The sequence below is a fragment of the Streptomyces sp. NPDC015032 genome, assembly GCF_043080425.1.
Lineage (GTDB): Bacteria > Actinomycetota > Actinomycetes > Streptomycetales > Streptomycetaceae > Streptomyces.
This window is the reverse complement of record NZ_JBIBVN010000013.1, coordinates 45,008-69,715: the sequence shown is the minus strand read 5'-3', so window position 1 is coordinate 69,715 and position 24,708 is coordinate 45,008. Positions and strand designations below refer to the sequence as shown.

General features: G+C 69.3%; 6 protein-coding genes. All 6 read left to right on the top strand.

Features of this window, described 5'->3' with window-relative positions; genetic code table 11:
* The first annotated feature begins 1 nt into the window (after position 1).
* The 6 genes from ACF08M_RS20060 to ACF08M_RS20035 all read left to right on the top strand — a co-directional run bounded on the left by ACF08M_RS20060 (position 2) and on the right by ACF08M_RS20035 (position 24,523).
* Positions 2-379, top strand: coding sequence for a hypothetical protein (locus tag ACF08M_RS20060; protein ID WP_392186596.1), 378 nt, complete (start codon positions 2-4; stop codon positions 377-379).
* Between the two features lie 373 nt (positions 380-752).
* Entirely contained in the window at positions 753-2,558 is a 1,806-nt protein-coding gene (locus tag ACF08M_RS20055; protein ID WP_392186595.1) for a hypothetical protein, read from the top strand.
* Between the two features lie 53 nt (positions 2,559-2,611).
* Entirely contained in the window at positions 2,612-3,193 is a 582-nt protein-coding gene (locus tag ACF08M_RS20050) for a type VII secretion system-associated protein (protein ID WP_392186594.1), read from the top strand.
* Positions 3,193-3,651: a YbaB/EbfC family nucleoid-associated protein gene (locus ACF08M_RS20045; protein WP_392186593.1), complete on the top strand. Its 459-nt coding sequence runs from the start codon at positions 3,193-3,195 to the stop codon at positions 3,649-3,651. The genes ACF08M_RS20050 and ACF08M_RS20045 overlap by 1 nt, the downstream gene beginning before the upstream one ends.
* Entirely contained in the window at positions 3,644-3,955 is a 312-nt protein-coding gene (locus tag ACF08M_RS20040; RefSeq protein WP_392186592.1) for a hypothetical protein, read from the top strand. The genes ACF08M_RS20045 and ACF08M_RS20040 overlap by 8 nt, the downstream gene beginning before the upstream one ends.
* An 87-nt stretch (positions 3,956-4,042) precedes the next feature.
* The gene (locus ACF08M_RS20035; protein WP_392186591.1) at positions 4,043-24,523 is read left to right on the top strand and encodes a glycosyltransferase; all 20,481 of its coding nucleotides are present in this window, start codon (positions 4,043-4,045) and stop codon (positions 24,521-24,523) included.
* Positions 24,524-24,708 lie beyond the last annotated feature (185 nt).

Genomic DNA, 24,708 nt, shown 5'->3' with positions numbered 1-24,708 from the left:
CATGGCTGACGACGCGAATCCGGGCGGCATCTTCCAGTCGACCGACGGCGTCTATCTCAGATACGCCAACCAGGAGATCCCCAGGTTCCGCCGCGACCTCACGGTCAAGCCGGACTATGTGAGCCTGGGATCGAAGATCCCGCTCGCCATCGGAAACCCCGAGAAGTGCACACAGGCGAAGGCGCTGGAAGGTCAGCTGGAGACGTATCGCGCGAGCATGCGAACCCGGTACGAGACGGCCCTCACGCTCCTGAACAACTTCTCGGCCAGCCTGCGGGACGTCGAGGCCAAGCACAAGGACGCCGAGGACGACTCGACGAGCATCGGTGGTGCCCTTGCCGACGAGTTCTCCGAGATCCTGACCCCGAAGGGAAAGTGAAACCATGGTCGCGGTGCCCCCCGGGATGCCGGCCAAGTGGGAGGAAATCCTCGCCATGTTTCACGACGGCACCACCAAGCTTCCGGACCGGAATCTTGTGGCGGGGCCGGGGTCCAAGCGGTGGATTGCCTCAGCGGTGAACGGGGCCTGGTCCGATACCGCTACGAGGAGCGACGGCAAGGACTGGATGTTCGACTCGTACAAGGCATACTATTTTGCCTCCAGATCGAACAAGCCGTACCTCGTTTTCGGATTCAGATATGACTGGAATGAATTCGGCAACGGCCCGGGGCCGTTGAGTGATTTCACGGGGGCCGCTGGGGCCATCTTCGGCTCCATTTGGGCAGGTACCAACAAGGACACCAATCTGCTGATGTCCAAAAAAGCAGCCGACGTGTTCAACAATCTGGATCTGTGGACCGGCGGTTGGGCGGTCGAGTTCAATAAGTGGGCCGAGAGCGTGGGGAACGGCTCGGAGGAGCTCGAAGGAAAGTCCGCGGCTCTCTTCGAAGCCGTGCTCCTAGCGGTCAAGCGTTCCCTCCTGGAGACACAGTCCTTCTACATGAGTGGCGCAATCAAGAATGACTTGGACGCCGTGGGCACCAAGCTGAGCGCGACCATAGATGTTCTGGCGAAGAATGCCTGGGATTGGTTCGAAAAGCGCGAGGTTGTGCCTGTTGTCGCAGGAGAGAAGCCCCGCGAACCAGGTGCCACCTCCATGCCCTTCACCCACCTCCGCGCCGAATTTCTGAAGGCATTGGGAGCCAAGACCTTCACTTCGGCGTACCGGGACACGGTCGACGGTCTGGATTTCGAAAGTGTGGAAGGCGAAGCCAAGTTGAGCTGGCTCGCCGAAGTCAAGACCGGGCTGGACGACGCGTCCGCGCAGACGATGCTCGAACTCGCGACTGCCTACGACAAGGCGAGCGGGACGCTCTCCGACGCGAACTCCGTCGTGAAGCCGACGTTCACCATCTCGCTGACGCCCGAGGAGCAGAAGGACTTCTACGGTGACGCGGGTGCCGGAGGTGACGGTGGCGCAGGCGGTACCGACGACTTCCTCAACAAGTTCAAGGAGATGTTCGGCAACGGCGCGGGCGGTGACGGAGGCGGAGCCGGAGCCGGTGACGGAGGCGGCGGCGGAGGCGGCGGCGGGGATCTGGGCCTCGGCGGCCCGCCACCGGTGACGGGGCCGAGCGGGACCGAGTCCTCGTCCAAGGGCCCCGGCACGAGCGGCCTCGGCCTCGGTCCGAATCCGATCACCGGCCCCAATGGCAGCACCTCCGGCACGAACAACCCCCTGGGAAGCGGCGGGCTGCCGGCCGGCTCGCGCATCGACCCCAAGACCGGAGCCGTCACCGACTCCAAGGGCAAGCCGGTCCTCGGTGCGGACGGCAGGCCCCTGGTCGTGCCACCCGGCTCCACCATCGGCCCCGGCGGCAAGATCATCTCGCCCGCCGGCCCGAAGCCGCCGACGCTTCCGAACGGCTCCACCTCAGGGGGGAACCCGCCGCGTGGCCTCGGGATCGACGCCGAGGGCAACATCATCGTCCCCAAGGGCACCAGGGTGGACGCCCAGGGAAACCTGATCGGCGCGGACGGCAAGCCCCTGACCAACATGTACGGCGGGAAGCTCACCGTTCCGCCCGGCTCCCGGATCAACGCCGACGGCACCATCAGCGACCCGCAGGGCAAGCACATCACCGAGAGCAGCAACAACCTGAAGATCCGCAACCCCAAGACGCTCGACGAGCTGCTGAACGGTCAGCGCCGTCCGTCCACGTCGAGCGGTGATCACTTCGGCGGCTCGAAGGGAGCCTCCGAGAATCTCCGCAGGATGGTCGACAGCAACGGCAACGCGATCCGCGAGCCGACCTCCGTGGTGTCCGGGCTCAGCAACCGCGCCCGTGCCGCCATGGGGCTGCCCGCGAACCCGGCTGTCCCGCCGACACAGGGCAAAGTGTCCACCCAGTCGCTCGGCGCCCTCGGGCGGGGCGGAGCGGGGGGCGGGACGGGGACCGGCATGCCCTTCATGCCGCCGATGGGCATGGGCGGCGGCGGTGGTGCCCCGGGTGGCGGAGCCAACGGCGGTGACCGGCAGCGCAACGTATGGCTCTCGGAGGACGAAGAGGTGTGGGGCACCGAGCCCGACGCCGGAACGGGCGTGATCGGACGATGAGTTCCGCAGGTGCAGAAGCGGGCGGGATACCCACCGGGAGCAAGGATCCCGCCATGCCGCCGGTGCCTGACGACATCCGCGCGGCCGCGCGCACCGCACCCGAGCACTGGTTCGGCACGGTGGACCCCGCGTGGAGCGGAGAAGGCGAACCGCCGCTGTGGGCGGTGATCGGGCAGTGGCGCTCCGACGCCGACGGCGAGATCGTCGAATGGCAGCGGAACGACGAGTACCGGCCGTCTCCCGGCATGCTCGGCTGGCCCGAACCGACCGACGACGTGGATGCCGCCATGCAGCTCGCGGCTACCGGCTACGGCCCGGTCGAGGGCGTCGCCATGGCCGTGGTCACGGCCGAACTGGCCGTGCTGACCGCTCCCGGCGGTGGTGCGGTCAGCGCCTGTACCCCGGACGGCGACCCGGTGGTGCCGGTGTTCACCGCGCCCGCCCATCTGGAGCGGGCGGGCGCGCTCGCCCATCGGGTGCTGCCCGTCTCCGAGGCGTTCGCACTCGTACCCGAAGGCCAGGACCTGTACCTCAACCCGACGGGCCCCGTCGCTCTGCGGCTGTCCGCGGACGACCTGTCCCGCGCGGTCGACGTGCTGGAAGCGGTGGCGGAAGGCAAGAAGGAGCAGTACTGATGGTGTCGTTCCAGGAACAGCTCGCGGAGGCCATGGCCGGCCTCGCGGAACAGACGAAGATGATCCAGCAGGTCCAGGAGGAACTGGCCAGGGCATCCGCCTCGGCAACCTCCAAGGACCGGATGGTGACCGCCTCGGTCAACGCCCACGGCGAGATCCTCTCCTTCAAATTCCACACCGAGGGCTACCGCACGATGCCGGGGGCCCAGCTTGCCGAGGTACTGAAGACCACCGTCAACGCGGCACGTACGGAGATGAACTCCAAGGTCACCGGCTCGGTCCGGCCGTTGATGGGCAGTCAGGAGGAGCTGGCGAGCGGCTTCTTCGGCGGTGGTGAGCTGGACGATCTGCTCGCTCCGCTGCGCGCGATGCAGCCCGAGGGGCTGACGGAGACGGTGCTGGGCGGCGGGCGCAAGCCGTCCGCGAACCGTGGCGAGGAGGACGAGTTCTATGGCTGACGGAACCCTGAGCGTTCCGGGGGATCTCCCGCGACGGTTCACTCAGTTCGGCGCCATCTCAAGGATCGTCGGTGAACTGGGCGTCCTCAACGACAACATCAACCTGGAGAACAGGACGGCGGGCGGCCGGGACGATGTGTACGCGAAGGAGTACCACAAGTTCGTCGACTCGACGGGCAAGGGGCTCACCTACGGCCTCGAAGGCCTCTCCGATCTGCTCGAAATGGTCGGCATCAGCGGCAACAACGCCTCGGTCATCCTGAACGACGCCGAGGACGACGCCAACCACATGGCCGCCGGCTGAGCCGGCCGAACTCCGAAGACGCGGCACCACACAATGGCGATTGAGGTTTCCGAGGGGTGGGCAACCCTCCTCAAGACTCTGACCGGCATGCCCTTCCCGCAGGCGAACGAGGACACCCTGCGGGTGGTCAGTGACGAGTATCGCCAGATGGCCGAGAAGTTCCGTGAGGTGGAGGAGCTTCTGCGGCAGGTCGTCAGCCGCGTCGACGAGGACTTCGAGGGCGAGACCGCGACACGGTTCGTGACGTACGCGCGGCAGTTCGTCGAGCGGACGAACGGCAACGAGAGCATCCTCGAACGGGCCTACGAGGACGCCATCAAGCTGTCGAAGAACGCCCACAAGACTGCTGCCGACATCGAGTACACCAAGTGGATGATCTTCGGCCAACTGGCCCTGCTCGTCGCGCAGATAGCCCTGGCCCAGGCCCTGATGCCGGTGACCGCCGGGCTGTCCGAGATCTGGGCGGCCGCCGCGATCGCCGCGTTCCGTGCCATGGCTGCGCTGATCCTCAAGTTCCTGCTGACCCAGATCATCATGCAGACCATCACCGGCCTCATCGGCGGTCTGCTGCTCGACTCCATCCTCCAGCTCACCCAGATGGGCCGCGGCGACCGTACGGAGTGGAACAAGGATTTCACCGCGGACGCCGCGAAGTTCGCCGCCATCGGCGGTGCGCTCGGCGGGCCGTTCGCACTGTTGGGCGGCGGGCTCGGCAAGCTGCTCGGCAACCTGACCGGCAAGGGGCTGGGCAAGATCCTCGGCAATGACGCGGGGAACGTGCTGGGCAAGGGGCTGGCCGGGGGCGGCAAGGGCGCGGGCGGTGCCGCAGGCGGTGCGGGCAAGGCCGCGGGCGGTCTCGGCAAGGGCGCGGGCGGGGCGGGGGCCGGTGCCGCGGGCAAGGGTGCCGGTGGCGCGGGGGCGGGCGGTATCGGCAAGGGCGCGGGCGGGGCGGGGGCGGGCGGTCTCGGCAAGGGTGCGGGTGGCGCGGGGGCCGGTGCCGCAGGCAAGGGTGCCGGAGCCGCGAGTGCGGGCGCCGGCAAGGGCGCCGGCAGCGCGGGTGCGGGCGCGGGAGCCGCGGGCGACGGCGCGGCCGGAGCCGGCGGAAGGGCCGGAGCGGGTGCCGCGGGCCAGACGATCTCGGAGGAGTCCGCCCGCAAGCTCGGCGAGCGCCTGGGCAACATCATGGGCCGGACCAACGAATCCCTGAACCATGTGGGGGCGGACGGCGCGAGGGGGGCGGCCGCCGGAGCGGTCGGCCGGGAGGTCGTCAAGGACTTCGCGAACGCCTTCGAGAAGAACCTCGGGGACTCCCTCGGCAACGAGACCGCCCGGAACCTGGGCCGCGAGTACGGCGAGGCGATGGTCAAGAACTGGGGAGGCAAGGCCGACTGGCAGGGGCTGACCCATTCGCTGGACGACGCGCTCAAGCCGTACGTGAAGGACCTCGGGGAGAACGGGGTACGTGCGCTCTCCCACGACCTGCCCGGCTCGTTCGTACAGACCATCAGCAAGAACATCGAAGGAAACATCGGCTTCCGGATCGGCAACTTCGTCGGCGAGATCGCCGGCGAATCGGGCCACGCCGTGGTCACCGAGGGCATGTACAACCTGATCTTCGGGCCCGAGCACAAGTTCACGGTCAGCGGCTGGACGGCGGCCGCGGGCGCGGCGGGCGGCGTCATGGGCCGGGGAGTCGCGCACGGCTTCCAGGCCCTGCACCACGCGGTCCAGGGTCCCCCGGCCGCTCCGCCGCCGCGCCCTCCGGTCTTCTCGTCCGACTCGCCCACCCCACCGTCCACCGCGCCCCGGCCGAACACCGAGTCGAACACGACGGTGCGCGACGGCTCCGGCCCGAGGAACGACGCCGACAACCGCACGCTCACCGATTCGGCCTCGGACTCCGGTTCGGACAACGTGTCGCTGCGGAGCGGCGACGACAACGCCTCGGACAGCGGCAGCCTGTACTACCTGGACGCGGACGACTTCTCGGACAACCGGACGCTGTATTCGAGCGACGACGACGGGAACGCCGCACCGTACGACCTGCCCGAGGCGTCCGCCCCCTCCTTCGCCACCAGTTCGAACGACACGAACTTCACGAACAGCACGAACGACGGCAACTTCACGGGCCATACGAACGAGACCACCAGCTCGGACAACACCAACGCCGCGAACAACTCCGGCGACTCGACCACCAGCTCCCCCACGCCCGAACCACCCGTACCGCCGGACTCGGTGCCTGAGCTGGACCTCCTGCTGAACAGCCTCCCGGACGTACCCGAGACGCCGCCCTCCCCGGACCAGGTACACGAGAACGTGACGCAGGAACTCACGGACGTGAACACGCTTCTGGAGGGCCTCCCGGACGTACCCGACACCACGCTGGGCACGGTGTTGTCGCCGGAGGCGGAGCGGCTCCTGGCGGACTTGCCCGACGTACCGCGGAACGACCTTCCGCAGACGTCCGACGACGGCTCAGGCGTGGCGTCGTCCAGCCGGTCCAGTGACTCCGGGCCGGGAAACCGGACCGCGAACGACCTCGATCGCCTTCAGGAGCGCCTGGACCGGCTCAAGGACCGGCAGAACTCGAACGACTCCGACCACTCCGACCACTCGGACTCCGACCTGGCGGCACGGATGGCAAAGCTGCGCGAGGGCGACTCGGACGGTCTCGGCCGCCCCGCACGGGTGGACGAACTCCGTGAGCAGTACCGCGCGGCCCTGGAGGAGGAGGGCGCCGGCGGACCGGATCCCGACGGGACGACGCCGGGCCTCGACGGCGACGGAGCCCTCCCGTACAACGGTGCGGGCGGCATCGCAGCGCCGCCGCGCCCCGTACCGACCGTGTCCACGGCCCCGGGTGCCGGCGTCTCCCCCGGCGGATCGCGTCAGCAGACACCCACAGGTCCGTCCCCGGACGGGCTCGATGCGCTGTTCCCCGACGTCCCGCAGAACGAACCCGGTGCCCCGCCCTTCGCGGAGGGCGAACCGGACCTCGTGTTCCCGGACGTTCCCGAGGCCCCGCCCGGCACCGAGCCCCCGGCCGAGAGCCGGCCGGAGACGGAGCGGACCGAAAGCGGGAACGACGGGACGGGGCCGGCCACGGATGACTCGCCGAATCCTCTCCGTACGGAGTCGCAGGACGAACTGCCCTTCCGCGACGGCTTCGACGAGCACAACGACGGCGATGTCGATGCGCTGATCACGCGCCTCGACGAACTGGGCGGCCTCACCGACGACCCGGTGACCCGGCTGGAGCAGCTGCCCGTCGTGCCCGAGGGCCTGGCCCCCACCGAGCAGCGCAGGCTGACCAAGGACGTGGAGCGGGAGACCGACGCCCTGCTGGCGGATGCGCGGCGGGTGGGCGTCGACCGGGAGACACGGCAGCGGCTGAGCGAGCGCATCCGGGACGACGTCCGGGCGGGCAGGCACGCCGATGCCGCCGACGGCCTGCGGGAACTCGGCGACCTCGTCGCCGTGCACGGTCTCGGTGAACGACTCCAGCAGTTCCGCCGTCATATGGACGGCGGATACGAGGCACGGGCCGCGCAGCTGGGCATGCGCCGTACGGAGTGGCTGCGCCATGCCCTCGACATCGAGCAGTCGGCCCTCGGCGGCGATCCGCGTCGCACGACCCAGCTGCTGGACGAGTTCGAGAACCGTCTCGGCACCCTCGGGTCCGAACTGAGCGCCCGCGCCGACAGCACCCCCGAGGCGCTCGGGAAGCAATTGGCCGACAACCGGCGGGCCGACGCCGAAGAAGCGGGCATGGACCGCGAGCGGTTCCTCGAATGGGAGGACCGCCGGGAGCAGGCGGCGACCCCCGAGGATCTCCGCAGGGTGCAAGCCGACTACGACGCCGAGCTGGAGACGTCGCGACGGCTCGCGACCTTGCGGGATCTCGGGGCATCCGAGACGGAGCTGGCCACCTGGAAGAGCCGGTTCGAAGGACCGGGGCGGGGAAGCGACCTCGACGCGCAGTACGAACGCCGTACGGTCACCCTCGGCAGGGAAGCCGAACTGGCGTCCTTCCGGGCGAGGCTGGACGCCTTGCGTGAGGGCGGCCACCAGCAGGAGTCCTCCGAACCGCTGCCACCGCCGCAGGACGGTCCCGGTGGCGACGGCGGCGACGGCACCCCCGCCCGGGACCGGTCCGGGGACTCCCGGGCGGAGAACGACCGGATTCTGGAGGAGCGGCTCGACCGGCTGCGCGAGGGCACGGACGACACCGGGATGTCGCGCGAGGAGCGGCAGCAGTGGGAAGACCGGCGCGCGAACGCCGAGGACGACACGGCGAGGCAGGCCGTCGAGCGGGAGCAGCTCGACCGGATGGCACAGCTGGAGCGTGACCGTCGTCTGAAGGCCATCGCGGACGGCGACCCCGAGGGGGCGCAGCGCAGCACCGAACGCCGTGCCGCATGGCAGAACAGGCTGGCCGAGGCGGCGGACGACCCGCAGGCCATCGACCGGATCCTCGACGGCTACGACGCGGAGACGGCGGAGCTGAGGCGTGAGGGGCAGGAGCGCCTGGAGCGGGAACTGCGTGCTCCGGACCGCCTGCGGGACCTGGACCGGCGTATCGACCGCTCGCTCGACAAGCTGCCCGAAGAGATACGTGAACAGGCCGCCCATGACGCCCGCACACTGGTGGAACGCCTGCGGAACCTGGTCGCCACCGGCGATGAGCCCGGTACCCCCAAGGCGGACGACGCCGTACCGGAGAAGAGCCCGGACGTCCAGGACACGGATCTGACGGACACGTCGGGCCCCTCGAATGCCGGGCCGTCGGCAACCGTGCGCAATCCGGTCTCCCGGGCGAACGTCGACGAGGGTGGCGGCAATGCGGGGAAGACCCCGCGGCCGGCCGGCGCCGAACGGGACCGGCGCGCTCCGGTGCCGCCGGGCGAGCAGCTGACGGAGGCTCCGCGGCAGTTGGACGATGTGTCGGAGTCCGGGGGGAAGGACGGTGACAGCCTGCACTCACGGGAGCGGGACGACCTGCCGTCGCCGAACACCCGTCGTGTGCGTACACGGACCGAGGACGACACGCGGTCCCTCACCGACACGCGGACCACTTCGGAACCCGAAGCGAACAACGATGTCGCTCTCAAGTCCGATGACACGTCCGGCTCGAAGGCTGATGACACATCCGGCCTCGACTCCGACGACAAGGCCGGTCACGAGGGCGACCGTGATGCGGACGTGCCGTCCGGCAGGACGTCGGTCGACGACGACACCGATTCCGTGGCCTCCTTCCCCAAGGACTCCGAGAGCCCGGTGAAGGAGAACGAGGAGCCGCCGGGCGGCCCTGGCGGTGACGGCTCCTCACCGGCCGGCTCGTCGGGCGTGCAGCAGCAGCCCGCGGCCCGCGACAAGGCCCTGAACGCCCTCTCGGCGGACGAGTACGAGCAGCGGATGTACCGGGCACGCCGCGACCGTCCGGACCTGACGACCGAGGAGGCCCTCCGCGACGAGGTGTTCCGCCGGATCGAGAACCCGGGCGTGAAGGTGGAGACTGCGGCCTTCGCCCCTCCGCTGCTGAGCCACGGCGTGGATCCGCTCCCACCGGAGCGGTCCGGTGGGTTCGTCACGTTCGACGACAACGCGATGCTGCCGAAGTCGATGAAGGGCCACGGACACGGACGGATCACCATCCGAGGTGTCGACCTGCTGGCTGATTCCGTCGCGACGGGATGGCGTCTGCGCCCTGACGGGCTCGACGAGTTGAAGCGGGTGCTCACCCAGAGTCCGCATACGCTGCTCAGCCCCCGGACCTTCGTCCTGCCGACCATGGACGGCGGCCACCGGGAGATCTCCCTCTCGGTGGAGAGCTATGGGAACTGGCGTCGCCATGCCGAGCCATCGGCGCCGGCCGCCGTGGACGACGTGGCCGAGTCCGCACCGCACAAGGACGGAATCGAGAACGAGGGCAGTTCGACCACGTCGAAGGCAAAGGAACCGCAGGCGGAGGGGGCCAGGACCGACGCGTCCAAGACCGACGTGCCCAGGACCGACGCGCCCAGGACCGACGCGCCCAAGACCGACGCGTCCAAGACGGACGAATCGAAGAAGGACGCGTCGAAGACCGCCGAGGCCAAGGCCGCTGACGCTCCCGTCAAGATCGAGACCGAGCTCCGCACCCGTCCCGGAGCTACGGAGACCAAGTCCCTCGGCACCTCCCGCGCCTTCGGAGTGGCGGTCCCGCTCGGTCCCTCCGCGGGGACCTTCGGCGCGCTCGGGTCGGTGTCCCTCAGCGCGCGGCGCATGGAAGCCGGCTACACGTACACCCAGGAGAGCCGTGCCCAGAGCAGTGTGACCGCGGTCGGCAAGGACGGCAGTCATCTGCATGTGAGCGACCTGCACATCGTCGTCGAGTCCTCGCGCGTCTGGGACAAGAAGGGCCGTGAGCAGCCCGCGAACCAGCAGCAGGCCGCCACCCAGCAGGCCGGCACCGCCGAACAGAGGCGCTACCGCATCCAGGACGGAGTCACCTGGCGGGTCCCGGACAGCGTCACCGACCCGGCGATCCCGGACCGGCTGCCCACCGCGTTCACGTTCGCGCCCGGCGCCCGGCCGCACCTGCTCGCGCCGCTGAGCGTCACCACTCAGACCCGGCTGCTGGACTGGGCACTCAGGAACTTTCCCGAGGCGACCCCCGGCAGCTTCCTCCGCCACCAACTGGCCGATCTGTTCGGCGAGGAGAGCCTGCGCACCATGATCGCGCAGAGCTCCGGGGAGACGGTGGTCAGTGCCCCGCTCTTCGCCGGACTGGGCAACCGGTCACTGGGCTCCGTCGAACTCCGGCTGATCCCGGTCGATGCCACACTGCTCCAGGCATCCGACAAGACCGAGGTCAAGAAGGCCGACGCACAACGCTCCACCGCCACCACGGAGAAGAAGAACACCCAGGGCGCCGCGCTCGGGATCTCCGCCGGCCCTCAGTTCGCGCTGCTCCAGCCCGCGGGCGCCTTGAACCTCCAGGTCGCGGGATCGGCCGGCCTGACGACCCAGCGTGCGGAGAGCAGCTACAGCGGCAACACGGCCGAGTCCGTGCGGACGCTCAACAGCCGTGGTCACTCGGGGCTCTACGACGTCCGCTTCCGTGTGGAGCTGCGCAGGCCGAACGGCGTAGGGGAATCACCCGTGCCGGCCGAACGGACCGGCCAGGCCGACCGGAACGACCCGAACGAGGAAGGTACCTTCCTCACCGCCACCGTGCAGCTGCCGCGGGCCGACGCACGCAGACTGGCCGGCTGGGACGACGGCACCGCACCCGTCCCGGACGCCGAAGCACCCCCCGCCCCCGCGTACCTGTCGCTGTCGAACCCGGCGACGTTCGGCCTGCACGCGGTCCTGGACCTCGCGGCGACCCGCGACTCGCAGTCGGTCCCGCCCCAGGCATCCCTGACGGACGTGCTGGTCGACCGCATTCAGGCCGGCCTGCACCACGCCTACCCCGACCTGGTGCTTCCGCCCCGGCCGGAGACCGCGATCACCGGCGACCGCAACGGCGGCAGCGACCGGAAGTACAACAACGCGGTGCGCAACACCCATCTGCTGCGCCAGGCGCTCTCCCGTACGGTGCTGGAGGGCTCGCTCGACCGTCTGACGAGCACCGGACTGCGCATCCAGCTGGAGCAGCTCGACTCCCTCAACAAGCAGTACGTCGTGCTCACCGTGCGGGCCGAGGCGACGGGCCGTCAGTTCGTGGGCACCCACCACGACCTGGGTCTGGCCAACAACGTCCTGTCGACCCGACGCGCGGACAGCGCGACCACACGTACTCATGGCTGGTCGGTCGGCGTCGACGTGGGACTGTCCGGGATCGAACGCTTCGGCGGCACCGGCAGCATCGGCTACCGGTACGGCAGGCAGACCGCCTACGGCATGACGTACGGTCCGACGCTGACCCCGGACGGCGGCATCACCAGTTCCGGGTCGCAGCACCTGTGGTCGTACCACCTGGCCTTCGCCGCGGAGGCCACCAGTTTCACCCGGCCGCGCCAGATCGCACGGACCATGACCGGCGAGCTGCTCAGTACCCGGTGGTTCGTGAAGCAGGCCGCCGGGAGCGTCGATGTCCTGACCGCCGGGCAGGTCGACGGACAGGCCGACCAGGCCCCCGTCACCGGCCGTGTCACCCTCGCCGTACCCGCGTCGCTGTCCGTCCCCTCCACCCTGCCGGTCAACCGGCCGGAGACCGTCCCGGCACCCGTGCCCGTGCCGATGGACCGGGCCATGGCCGAACTGCTCTCCTCCGGGAAACCCGTCTCCACGGATGACTGGACGCCCCACGCACTCTTCGGCGGCCTGCACTCCGTGCAGAGCGTCACCTCGCCCGAGGTCGTGCTGCACCACCTCAAGGAACTGCTCGCCTCCGTCTCCGGCAACTCCTGGATCTACGGAACCGACGGGACCCCCGCCTCCGGCGCCCTGGCCGAAGCGTTCGCAGTCGGCCGCAACGAAGCGGACTTCAGCGACGCGGCACAGACGGGCAAGCACGTCAGCGACCTGTTCGGGCGGACGGCCGTCACCGACATCACCGCGTCGGTCAGCGCCTGGCCCCAGGTGCGCGGGACGCGCGTGCTCGCCGTCGTCGACTCCAGCGATCTGGCCCTCTCCAACATCGGCTCGGGAACCAGTGGGGCGGGACACTCGGTCGCCCACGTCCGCAGTCACACCATCTCGTCCCTGCTCGCCTTCCGGGCCAAGCACACCGACGCGTTCCAGACCGCCGGCACCTACGGTCTCACCGCGTCGCCGTACCAGCGCACCAGCACCGCGACCACGGCCGAGACCTTCTCGGCGAACCCGGCCCACACGGTTCAGTACACCGGACCGATGGTCCTGGTCGGCGCCGATGTGGCCTGGCACCTCGCGGCCCGCTCCCAGCCGTCCGGTCTGCTCCAGGCACCCATGGAGCTGGTGCGTGGACGGCCGCCCCAGGGCCGGATCGTGGAGATCCCCGACGGCCTGCTCGTATGGATGCCGCTCGCCGAGGCAAGGAAGGCCGGTCTCTTCGACGACGGTCTCACCGCTCCGCCGCCCCCGCAGCAGTACTCCGCCGTCGGTGCGGCCGCTCATGCCACGCTCACGGTCGGCCGCATCGATATGGGCCCGGCGATCAGCGCTTTCACGAGCCGCCTGCTGGAAACCCTGCCCCAGCACAAGAGCTGGCTCGGACCCAGGAGTCTGCTGGCCGACCAGCTCGGCGGCCTGGCACGGCAGATGACCACTTTGTCGCCGTCCGGTATACGCGCTCTCCAGACGGGCATGGAGAACGGCGGCACCTCCCTGCGTCTGGCCCGGAACAAGATCGGGCCGGCGAAGGACGCCAGTCTCACAGTGACCCTGGAACGGTCCGGCTTCACCGCCGGTGCGCTGCGCCACGACGTGAAGCCCACGATCACCCGGCCCACGTCCACGGCGGAGACCGTCACGGAGAAGCTGGCGCGCGGGTACGAGGCCGGTTACCGGCTCGGCGAGATGCCCACCGTCCTGGGCCAACCGGGTCTCCGGAGCGGCGGCTTCACCCTCGACGACCGGGTCGGGTCCACCCATTCGTCCTCCCTGGCACACGCGGTCACCGACGCCGTCAGCGCCCAAGTTTCCTTCGAGGGACCGGTGGTGACCGGTCGGACGAGGTTCGACGTCACCTTCACCCTTGAGCTGCCCGACGGGACCGTGGTGAGTCACACGTACCCCGTCGGCGACGCCGAGGTGGTACTGCCCCTGAGCCTCGCCCGGCCACAGACGACCGAACCGCGGACCCCCCAACCGCGGACGACCGAACCACAGACGACCGAACCGCGGACCACCGAACCGCGGACCACCGAACCGCAGACGACCGAACCGCGGACCACCGAACCGCGGACCACCGAACCGCAGACCACCCAACCGCGGACCACCGAACCGTCGGTGGCACGCACCCCCCGGGAAGCCGCCCGCCCGGTACTGCTTCCCCCGGACCAGCAGCAGGCCGTGACGCTGCGGGAGCGCAACGCGGCAGGCAGGGAGCTGTTCGCCACCGGCCCGGAGAGCGTCGTCGTCACCACTGTCGGCGGCATCACCGTCCTCCGGGATGCCGCAGCGTACGCCGTCGACCTCGCCGTCAAGGGACGCGGCGCCACGAGCAACGCCGCGACGGCCATGCCCACGGACGGCAATGGCCGATATGTGTGCAAGACGGTGCTGACGCGGCCCGGCACCGCAGCCGGTGAAGCCCTCAAGGGGGGCATCAGCACCGACGTGCTGAGCGCCTACCTGCCGCAGATGATCCGCGACAGCCTGACCGTCACGCTGCACGACACCACGTCGACGATCGGCGGCTCGGACGCGACCCTGAAGATCTCCGCGGACATCGATATGTCCCGGGCCCGTCTGCTGGCGGTGGACCCGCAAGCGGGGCTCGGCGGCAGCCGGCGGACCATGGACAACGACACCTACACGGGTGACACCACCGAAGCGCACACGCCGGCGATGACCGCGGGACCGGGCTTCCAGACGCAGCCCCTGGTCCAGACCACGGCCGCCGTACCTGGCTGGGCGGACTCCGACGCGGCGGGCAGTGCCGCCGACCGCCGGACCTCCGCGCTGACCACGCTCAAGCCCTTCGCCGGCGGCGCCGTACTCGTCCAGGCTCCCCTGCGCGTACTCCAGACGGCGAAGGCGTCGCACCGTATCGCGGACCTTCCGGTCGTCCCGTCGGTGCTCAGGCCCGGGTCCCGGCCGCCGGTCACCGTCGAGCACACGGTGCAGGACGGGGTGACGATGTGGGTGTCGTTCGACGTCGCCCGGGAGCACGGACTGCTGCCGCCCGAGGTCGAGACCGCTGCGGACACGGTCAAGGAGCAGACCAAGAAGTACACCGAGACCGCCAAGAAGGCGGAGACGGCCGAGCGGCGCCTTCGCGCACTCGACAGCGAGGCCTCCTCCCTCCGGGCGGAGCTCCGGCGCCTCCTGGAGACGCCGGCTCCCACCGGCACGGACGTGGCCGCGGCTCGGGAGCGGCTCGCCACGGCCGGTTCCCGGTACGCCGAAGCCCAGCAGGACCTGGTCAACCATCGCCGCGACCTCGCGACCGTCGAGCAGCACCTCGCCGGTGCCTCGGAGGCCGCCTGGAAGGCGGTCGAGTACTACACGATCACCGGCCCCCGTCCCTCCGGTACGCCGCCGGTCACCTGGAGCGAGCCGGCCGCGGCCGCGGCCGCCGAACAGGCTCCCGTCACGGTCGCCGGCTACCCCCCGCTCTCCGAAGGCCTCGAAGGCACGGTGCCCCAAGCGGGCCCGGCCGCCGGCCTCACCGGACCGCCGCACCTGGTCACACGGGAGGACGTCCTCGCCCGTACGGAGTTCTGGCTCGGCGACGCCGGACCGCTGCCGGACACGGACGCCGTACGCCGGGAACAGACCAAGGCAGCGGGCTGGGCGCAGCGCCTGCGGACGGCGGACGCCGCTTACCGGTCTTCGCTGGAGGCCGTGCAGGCCGCCCGGCACACCATGGAGGCCGCCCAGCTGCAGGAGGCCCGAGCCCGGAAGACACCGGACCGGGAGGGGGCCGCGGGGCGGTTCGACACGGTCGATGCCGAGCTGAGGAACGCGCGGTCGGCGTACGACGGGGCAGTCGCACAGCTGACGGCCGACTACCGCGAACTCGCTCTGGTGCAGACGAACTTCGAATCGGTGGACGCGTCCACGCGCCAGGTTCTTCAGCCGCGGCCCGAAGGAAGCGCCCCCCGCGTCGTCACCCCCTGGCACCCCGCGCCGGAACCCGAGGGCTACGTCCGCCCGGCCGACGCGACGTCCGTCCCCGACCCGTACATCGCCCAGGGCGAGGACACCGAGGGCCGGCCCATCGCCCTGAAGGCGCCGGACGGCCGCGTCCTCCACCTCGTGGAGCCGCCCTCCACCGGACCCGCGCGCCTCGACCTCGGTACGAGTTTCCACCGGTCCCTCCTCGACGCGGTCGAGCGCGCCCATCCGGGGCTCCTCGCCGAGCTGGGGCTCCACGCGCAGGGCAGAAGCCTTTCCGCCGCTGATGTCGAGCACTTGAGGCAACGCCTCGCCGACCGTCTGATGGCGGACCGCGACGAACTCGCGGAGTTCCTCGCCATCGATCCGCAGGAGCGGTTCACCGCACAGGAGCTGGCCGACGCGGGTATCGCGCTCAGCGCGGCGCAAGCCGCCGAACACGTCGACTCGCGCGGCCGCCTCCCGGACACAGTGGCCGCCGGGCTGGCCCCCGACCAGCGTCTGGAGCTGGCCCGTACGGCACTGCTGCGGTCCGGCGACGGGCAGATGGGCGACCGCAAGGACGTCGGCTGGAACCACTCGGCGGGCGACCTGGCGGCGCTGCTCGCGGCCCGCGTGCTCGGGGTCCCGGTGACCGTGGTCCTGTCGGACCTGAACCATCTGACATTCGGCGTTCCTGGAACGGACGCGGGAGGGAACACGCGGTCGGGCGTGGTGCTGCACGTGGCGGACGACCGGTACCGGCCCGCCGTGCCTCTTGCGACGGACGACCTGCTGCTCAATGCCGAGTCGGAGATCACGCAGCAGCCTGCCGACACGGTTTTGTCCCAGAGCACCGCGACCGCGTCGGCCGGCGATACATCTCCTGCCGGTCCGGTCCACTACGTGGGCGCCGGTCTCGGCCCGTCGGCCATGGTCCCCAAGGACCTCAACTTCGTCTGGCTGGGTGGCGAACTGACGGACAGCGCCCGCGCCAACCTCCGGACATGGGCGGCCAAGGCAGAAGAAGCACAGTGGAAACTGACGATCTGGACGGACGAGGGCGGCCGGCGCAACAACAAGGAGTTCCTCAAGGACCTGGTGGATTCCGGCACCGTTCATCAAGGCCGGGTCGAGGACCTGTTCAAAAAGGACAAGACCCCCGGCGGGGAGAAACTGCCCTCCAAGGTATCCAAGCTGTACGAAGCCGCGCGCAAGGAAAACAGCTTCGCGATGGCCTCCGACATCGCCAGGTACGCCCTCCTCCACAAACACGGCGGGGTGTATCTCGATGTGGACCTGGGCCCCGGAGAGGTGGTGCTGCGTCCCGAGGGCGTGACGATGCCCAAGGGCGACGACACCCTGCCGATGTTCGGCCCCATGCTTCGCGACCCCAACAGCGTACGGAGACTGCTCGGACTCGAAGAAAACGCACCCGTGACCGCGGACCACATCCACCAGGCCGCCGAAGTCGCCTACCAGGAAGGCCGCTTCGGGAACCAGTTCATCGTCACGCACCCCCGAAGCCGCTTCATGAAGCAGGTTCTGGACAATCTGCCGGACATCAACAACAAGGACGCCTACGCCAGAGGTGTCCTCGAGATGGCCATCAAGTCGAAGAACGTAGGCGCCAGCACCGGCCCGATATTCCTCCTGCGGCAGTTCAACGAGCACATCAAGTCCCTCGACACCACACAGGCCCCGAACATCAGGTTCGGGCCGCCCCCCGAGTTCCGTGTCCGGGCAGCCGAGTGGACGGACTGGACACGTCTGGACTGGCTGACCGACGAGAGCGAGAACCAGGAAGCCCCCCAGAGCACCTCCGCACCCGCCCGGCGCGAAACACTGGCCAAACGCCTCGGCAACACCGTCAGGACAATCAAGGGCTCAATACGGTTCGGCAGCGGCAGGTCCGGTTCGGACACAGCACCGCTACCGAACAACGGAACACTGCTGAGCGGCCTCGACACCGTATCGCAGCGGCCCCCGCAGGACAGCGTGACTCCGAAGGACGAACTCGTCGGCAAGGACGGCCGGAAGGTCTCCTTCGAGCAGGCACGCCAGAACCTCCGCACGATCCGGGACGCCACGGGCGAAGTCATCGGATACGCCTCGCACAACGACCGGGACTGGGCCCCGCGCAAGGACTTCTACGCGAACTACCGCGCCGACGAGACATCCTTCAAGGCCTACCGGACGACGGACGACGGCAAGTTCGTCCCCGTGGCCGAGGACGAAGCGTCGCCCCGCACGGTTCCCTGGCGCACCGGCACGAACGCCCCGGCCGGGCAGCGGACACCCGAACCGGTCTTCTTCGACGCGCACGGCTCCCAGGACGGCGTCAAGCTCCACATCGCCGACGGCCTTCCGCTTGAGGTGGACGGTGCGCAGTTCGCGCGCTTCATGGAGTCCCTGAGCGATCCCGACCAGCCTCCGGCTCCGGTGGTGCTCGTGGCCTGTGACACGGCGAGCGTCCGCTCCACGGATGGTGGAAGCGTCGTGCGGGACGCGGCACGGGCGGTGCCCGGACGCCGCTGGTACGCCCCCGATGTCGCGGTCGGCCACGTGGGACCGTCGGCCGGAGCCGCCGCGGGCGGGGCAACCGGAGTGCTGGCCCTCCTCCAGGACCGGACGACCGTGCGCCAGGGCCGGTGGGTGACCGCGAGCGAGCCCACCGAACTCGAAACCCTCCTCACGCGGGAGAAAGAACAGACCCACCAGGACACCGACGACGGAACGAAACTCCCGGACAGTCAAGGTCCGGGCCTGCTGCTCAATGCCGACTCGGAGATCACGCAGCAGCCTGCCGACACGGTTTTGTCCCAGAGCACCGCGACCGCGTCGGCCGGCGATACATCTCCTGCCGGTCCGGTCCACTACGTGGGCGCCGGTCTCGGCCCGTCGGCCATGGTCCCCAAGGACCTCAACTTCGTCTGGCTGGGTGGCGAACTGACGGACAGCGCCCGCGCCAACCTCCGGACATGGGCGGCCAAGGCAGAAGAAGCACAGTGGAAACTGACGATCTGGACGGACGAGGGCGGCCGGCGCAACAACAAGGAGTTCCTCAAGGACCTGGTGGATTCCGGCACCGTTCATCAAGGCCGGGTCGAGGACCTGTTCAAAAAGGACAAGACCCCCGGCGGGGAGAAACTGCCCTCCAAGGTATCCAAGCTGTACGAAGCCGCGCGCAAGGAAAACAGCTTCGCGATGGCCTCCGACATCGCCAGGTACGCCCTCCTCCACAAACACGGCGGGGTGTATCTCGATGTGGACCTGGGCCCCGGAGAGGTGGTGCTGCGTCCCGAGGGCGTGACGATGCCCAAGGGCGACGACACCCTGCCGATGTTCGGCCCCATGCTTCGCGACCCCAACAGCGTACGGAGACTGCTCGGACTCGAAGAAAACGCACCCGTGACCGCGGACCACATCCACCAGGCCGCCGAAGTCGCCTACCAGGAAGGCCGCTTCGGGAACCAGTTCATCGTCACGCACCCCCGAAGCCGCTTCATGAAGCAGGTTCTGGACAATCTGCCGGACATCAACAACAAGGACGCCTACGCCAGAGGTGTCCTCGAGATGGCCATCAAGTCGAAGAACGTAGGCGCCAGCACCGGCCCGATATTCCTCCTGCGGCAGTTCAACGAGCACATCAAGTCCCTCGACACCACACAGGCCCCGAACATCAGGTTCGGGCCGCCCCCCGAGTTCCGTGTCCGGGCAGCCGAGTGGACGGACTGGACACGTCTGGACTGGCTGACCGACGAGAGCGAGAACCAGGAAGCCCCCCAGAGCACCTCCGCACCCGCCCGGCGCGAAACACTGGCCAAACGCCTCGGCAACACCGTCAGGACAATCAAGGGCTCAATACGGTTCGGCAGCGGCAGGTCCGGTTCGGACACAGCACCGCTACCGAACAACGGAACACTGCTGAGCGGCCTCGACCCCGCACCACAACAGCTGGACCAAGGCAACGGGACACCGAAGGACGAACTCGTCGGCAACGACGGCCGGAAGGTCTCCTTCACGCAGGCACGCCAGAACCTCCGCACGATCCGGGACGCCACGGGCGAAGTCATCGGATACGCCTCGCACAACGACCGGGACTGGGCCCCCCGCAACGACTTCTACACGAACTACCGCGCCGACGAGGTCCTGTTCGCGCACTACCGGGCCACGGAGGAAGGGGGTGCCGTACTCGACACCGACAGCGACACGGACTCCCCGGCCAACAAGGTCCCCTGGCAGGCCGGCGCACCGGCACGGGATGCGAAGGAGCCGGTCAGGCCGCTGTTCTTCGACGCGCACGGCACCGAGAACGGCATCGAACTCCATGTGGTGGGCGAAAAGCCGCTGGTCGTCGACGGTGCCCGGTTCGCGCGTTTCATGGAGACGCTCAGGGACCCGGCGCAGCCCCCGGCTCCGGTCGTACTGGTCGCGTGCGAGACGGCGAAGATCCGCAGTGGCGACGGCGGGAGCGTGGCGACGGACGCGGCACGGGCCATACCCGGACGTCTCTGGTACGCGCCCGACACCGAGGTCGGCCATGTCAGAGCGTCGAACGACTCCGACGGCGTCAGAGGTGTGCTGGGTCTGCTCGCGGACCCCGTCGCACAGCGCCGCGGTGCGTGGATCGTGGCGGGAGAGTCACTCGAAACCGGCCCGGCCTTCGTCCCCGACACGCAGGCGGAACCGGTACCGCCCACCACCACGTTCTCGGACATGATCTTCGAAACCCTCAACTCCGCCTCGCAGAACAGTGCGGAGCAGGTGATGTACGACGACCTGGCGCAGAGGGGCCCGGAGGCCGAGCGGACAGAGCCCGCGCCGCCGGCGCCCCACGAGGCCGACCGTTGGCCGGCCTCTCGCGCGCCGGAGGGCGGCGACGTGGTGCCGTCGGCTTCACCCCCGTCGGGGGAGTCCTTCCATGCGACCGCGGAGATCGCCTTCGGGGAAGGTTCGAAGCGACCCCGGGAAGACCAACTGACCAAGATCGAGGACTTCTCGGCTTCGGTCGCCGCCGAAGCGGTGCGCCGGGCCACCCACGACGAGAAGCCGCTCCGGGTTCACGTCGAAGGAGGCGGGAACGGCAGCAAATGGCAGTCGCTGCGCGGAATGCCGAGCAGAGCCGACTCCGGGTTGGAGCGTGCTCAGGCGGTGTGGAACGTGCTGCGCAGCCAATTGAACGAAGAAATCTCCCGGCTGTGGAGCGGAGATCCGGATACTCTGACCGCCACTTCCCTGCTCCAGGCTCCCCGGTCCCGGGGCCAGGGCGAGTCCGCCGCCCCGGTTCCTGAGACGCCCATGGAGTCGCTGACCGCCGCGGAGGCTCGTGCGGCCCGTCGTACGGTCCGGATCTGGGCGGTGGCCGACGGGCCCGCACGCGTACTGCGGTTGCTGGCGCACGACCGGACGCAACTCGACGCCGACCGGCGCGAGGCGCTCATGGACTACGTCGACGAGTCTGTGAGGGGTGGCCAGGATGCCCGAGTCCGACTCCTGCTGCGCCGATTGGAGCTTCAGAACCTTCACGTACTGCGCGGTGAGCTCGAAGCGCGCTACGCGGAGCGGGTGGCCGAGATCGCAACGCCCGCCGGTACGCTCACCCCGGTGCCCAAGGACATTCACTTCTTCTGGATGGGCCAGGAGCCCAGCGCGGGAGCGTTGAACAACCTTGAGGCGTGGGCACGATCGGCCGGGGGCAGGTGGCAACAGCACCTGTGGACCGATGCGACCTACGCCGAGTGGAGCGGACCGGTGCGCACGCGTCTTGAGCAGATCGTCACCGTCCACCAGGATTCGCTTGATTCCCTGCGCATTGCGGACCGGCCGCAAGTGCTGGAGGTCTACGAGACAGCTGTGGCGAATGGGGCTTACAACCTGGCCTCCGACATCGCGCGCTACGTGATCCTTGAGCGGATCGGCGGGGTCTACGCCGACGTGGACCTGCATCCGGGAACCGTGGATCTGTCCTCGATGGAAGAGATCACCATGCGTTCGGGGGATCTTCCCCTGCTCGCCCCACGCGTGCGAGACATGGCCAGCGTCGCCGACGCGCTGGCCGCGGCAGGGGTGGACGCTCCCGCCGACCGGAACGAGCAAGTGGATCTGGCGGCGCGGCTTCGGTGGGACGCGGGAGTCCTCGGCAACCACCTCATCGTCGCGCCACCGGGATCGGAGTTCATCACCTCGCTCCTGGACGCGATTCCCAAGAACTTCGCCGCCCTGCGGAAGCACATGGAGGTGTCCTCCGTGGATCCGTCGCAGTTCCCCGAGGAGCTCAAGAACCTGGCACCGCAGATCAGTGGCCCCGCCATGATCGAGGACCGGATCCCCGGTGGCGAAAAGTTCCCTCCGCTTCAACGGTTCGCCATGAAGGCGGGTGCGGAAGGTGTTGCCGAGTTCGATGGTTCCTCCTATCCGACATTCCAGCGGAAGGAGGCGATAGCGCTGTTCTCCCCCCGTGCGCTGGAGGCTTTCCAGGGAATCCACTGGGTCACTGCAGAAAGTGAGCGCCGGCTGGACGGACCGGTTGTCGAGCAGCCGGCGGCAGGCACTTCGGTCAGCATGGCGCCGATTCATGTTCCCGATAGCCCGTCAAATGCGCAGGTGCTGAGTCGTCCAGCTCACCAGGTGCCCTTCCCCGCCGAACCCTCGACCTGGGTGGAGCGTCGCAAGGAGGTGCCGAACGGGCATGTCGGGCGTCTGCATGTCGAGAGGTTCGACCCGGCCATCGACGCCATGAGCCGCCCCCGTGTTCCCGGCACGCTGGCCGGCTCGCAGACCCTGATGCGCGCCGAGGTCTCCCGCATCGAGGCCCACAACGGCACATGGGTGCGCGACCATGTCGTGACACTCCCCGTCCGCCTGGCCGGCAGTGGCTTTTCCGAGCAGGATCTGGCCGGCCTTCGGGCAGGCGTCCAAGGCGCGCTGGACGAGCACTTCAACGCAGTCGGCTACGCGCTTCCGCGCTCCGGTGATCAGTTCCATGTCGAGCTGCGGCTGGTCCATGACGACGATCACCCCGAGCATGTGATCGTGAGCCGGTCCGACAACCCCGGTCGTTCCGACCAGCGGCACTGGAACCTCGGGCCTCCCACCGAGGACCACAGGTACCTGCCGGTGATGATCCACGAGGTCTTGCACTACCTGGGCCTGCCCGACGAGTACCGGGACCGGGACTTTCTCTTCCGCCGGAACGCGGACAGCGTGGCCGTCCACACCGATGGCCTGATGGCCGACACCGCGCGCCTGGCGCCGCCGCCAGAGCGCTATCTGGCCGCCATCGAGGACACCGTCGACCTCAGCACCGTCTTCCACGACCACCCCCTCACCGCCCCGGGCGAGAACCCCGCAGTCCAGCGCAACCGCCCCACCACCGACCCGGCCCTTGACCGCTGGCCCACGTCACGCTCACCCGGTTCCCCCGCTGACGCTCCGACGACAGCAACGCCGGGCGCGCTCCCGACCGATAGCCGCGGGGTCGGGGACAGCGAGATCATCGACAGTTGGCGGGCTCTGTCGACGCTGCCGCGGGCGCGGCGCTCCAACGCTCTGCGGCGCATCGATACGGCTGTCCACGAGTGGGCGAACGGCGGCCGGCAGCTGCCTGGTGCCCATGAAACCAACCAGCGTCAGTTGGGGGCCATCCTCGATGCCGTGGAAGCGTGGAAGTCAGGCAAGAACAGCCCCAGCGACCGTGCCGGGGCGGTCGACCGCCTCACCGCACACGTCCGGTCCGAGCAGGACGATCTGCACCAGCGCATCGCCGAGCGGGCGCACCAGGCACAACTTCTCGACCGGTACGCCCGTATCCATCCTGATGTGAGCGACTTCGCGAGCCGACGGTTGCCGGATCAGGTCGATCCGGCGAACAACACCACGCACAACATCTTCACTGGCGACCGCACCCACCACGGCGCTTTGTCGGACGATGCGCTCAATGCTGCCGATGAGCTCTCGCGCCAGCAGTTGGGGGCCAAGCGGGACCAGGCGGCGGCTGGTGGGGTGACCGTAGACGCGGGTGTGTCCGCCGATCGTGTACGGGAGTTGATGGACAGCGCCCGCAACGACCTGACCCGCTCCACGCTCTACCCGGAACTCAACTCCTATCTCGACCGGGCCAACCAGGCCGAGGCACTCGACACCGGCTCCCACCTCGGGAACCTGACGCCGGTGGTCGAGGATGTCCACGGCACGCAGGTCACCGTCCACGGGGACCCCACCGACAGCCTCCGCGACGCTCGGATCGACAACTTCCGCAAGGCCGTGATCACCGTGCAGGAGGCCGGCTTCCACGTTCCCGATGTCGAACTGCACCTGCCCAAGTACGGCCGGTTCCTGGAAGTCCACAACGACGTTGTCGCCGAGCGGAGCGGGGGCCGGCTACAGCGCGCCGAGTACCTCGCACCCAACGCGGTGATCGCCTCGCCCGATGTCGTCGGCAATCCGTTGACCAACAAGCTCGCCGGCAATCGGTACCGCTACCTCTCGACCGAGCTCGACCCCTCCGGCGTCGGCACGATGGTGCATGAACTGGGCCACTTCCTGCACTACACCAACGCCCGTGCCCAGTACCACGATCTGGCCTTCACACAGTTCGCCGGCCGCAGCGGGCAGGACGGCGACGCCGTACCCCATCAGGCTCTCGCCCTTGGGGTGAGCGCCTACGCCGCCGGCAACCCCCGCGAGTTCGTAGCGGAGGTCTTCACCGGGCTGGTGTACGGGAAGCCGTTCTCGCCCGAGGTCATGCGGATGTACCACGGGCTCGGGGGCCCCGCCCCCACTCCACGGACGGACGTCAGGCCTCCTTCGGCCAGGTCTACGGAGGCCTCCAGCTGATGCGTGACACCGACGACCGGATGCTGGGCTACGCGTCACACACCCGGCAGGACTGGGCGCCCCGGGAGGCCTCCCACGGTTCCAGCGCCAGGGAAGGCACTTGCACGACGCCATGGACTGGCTGACGGCCGAAAACGAGAACCAGAGTTACGAGCAGACGTGACGCGACGTCACATCGCCTGGTA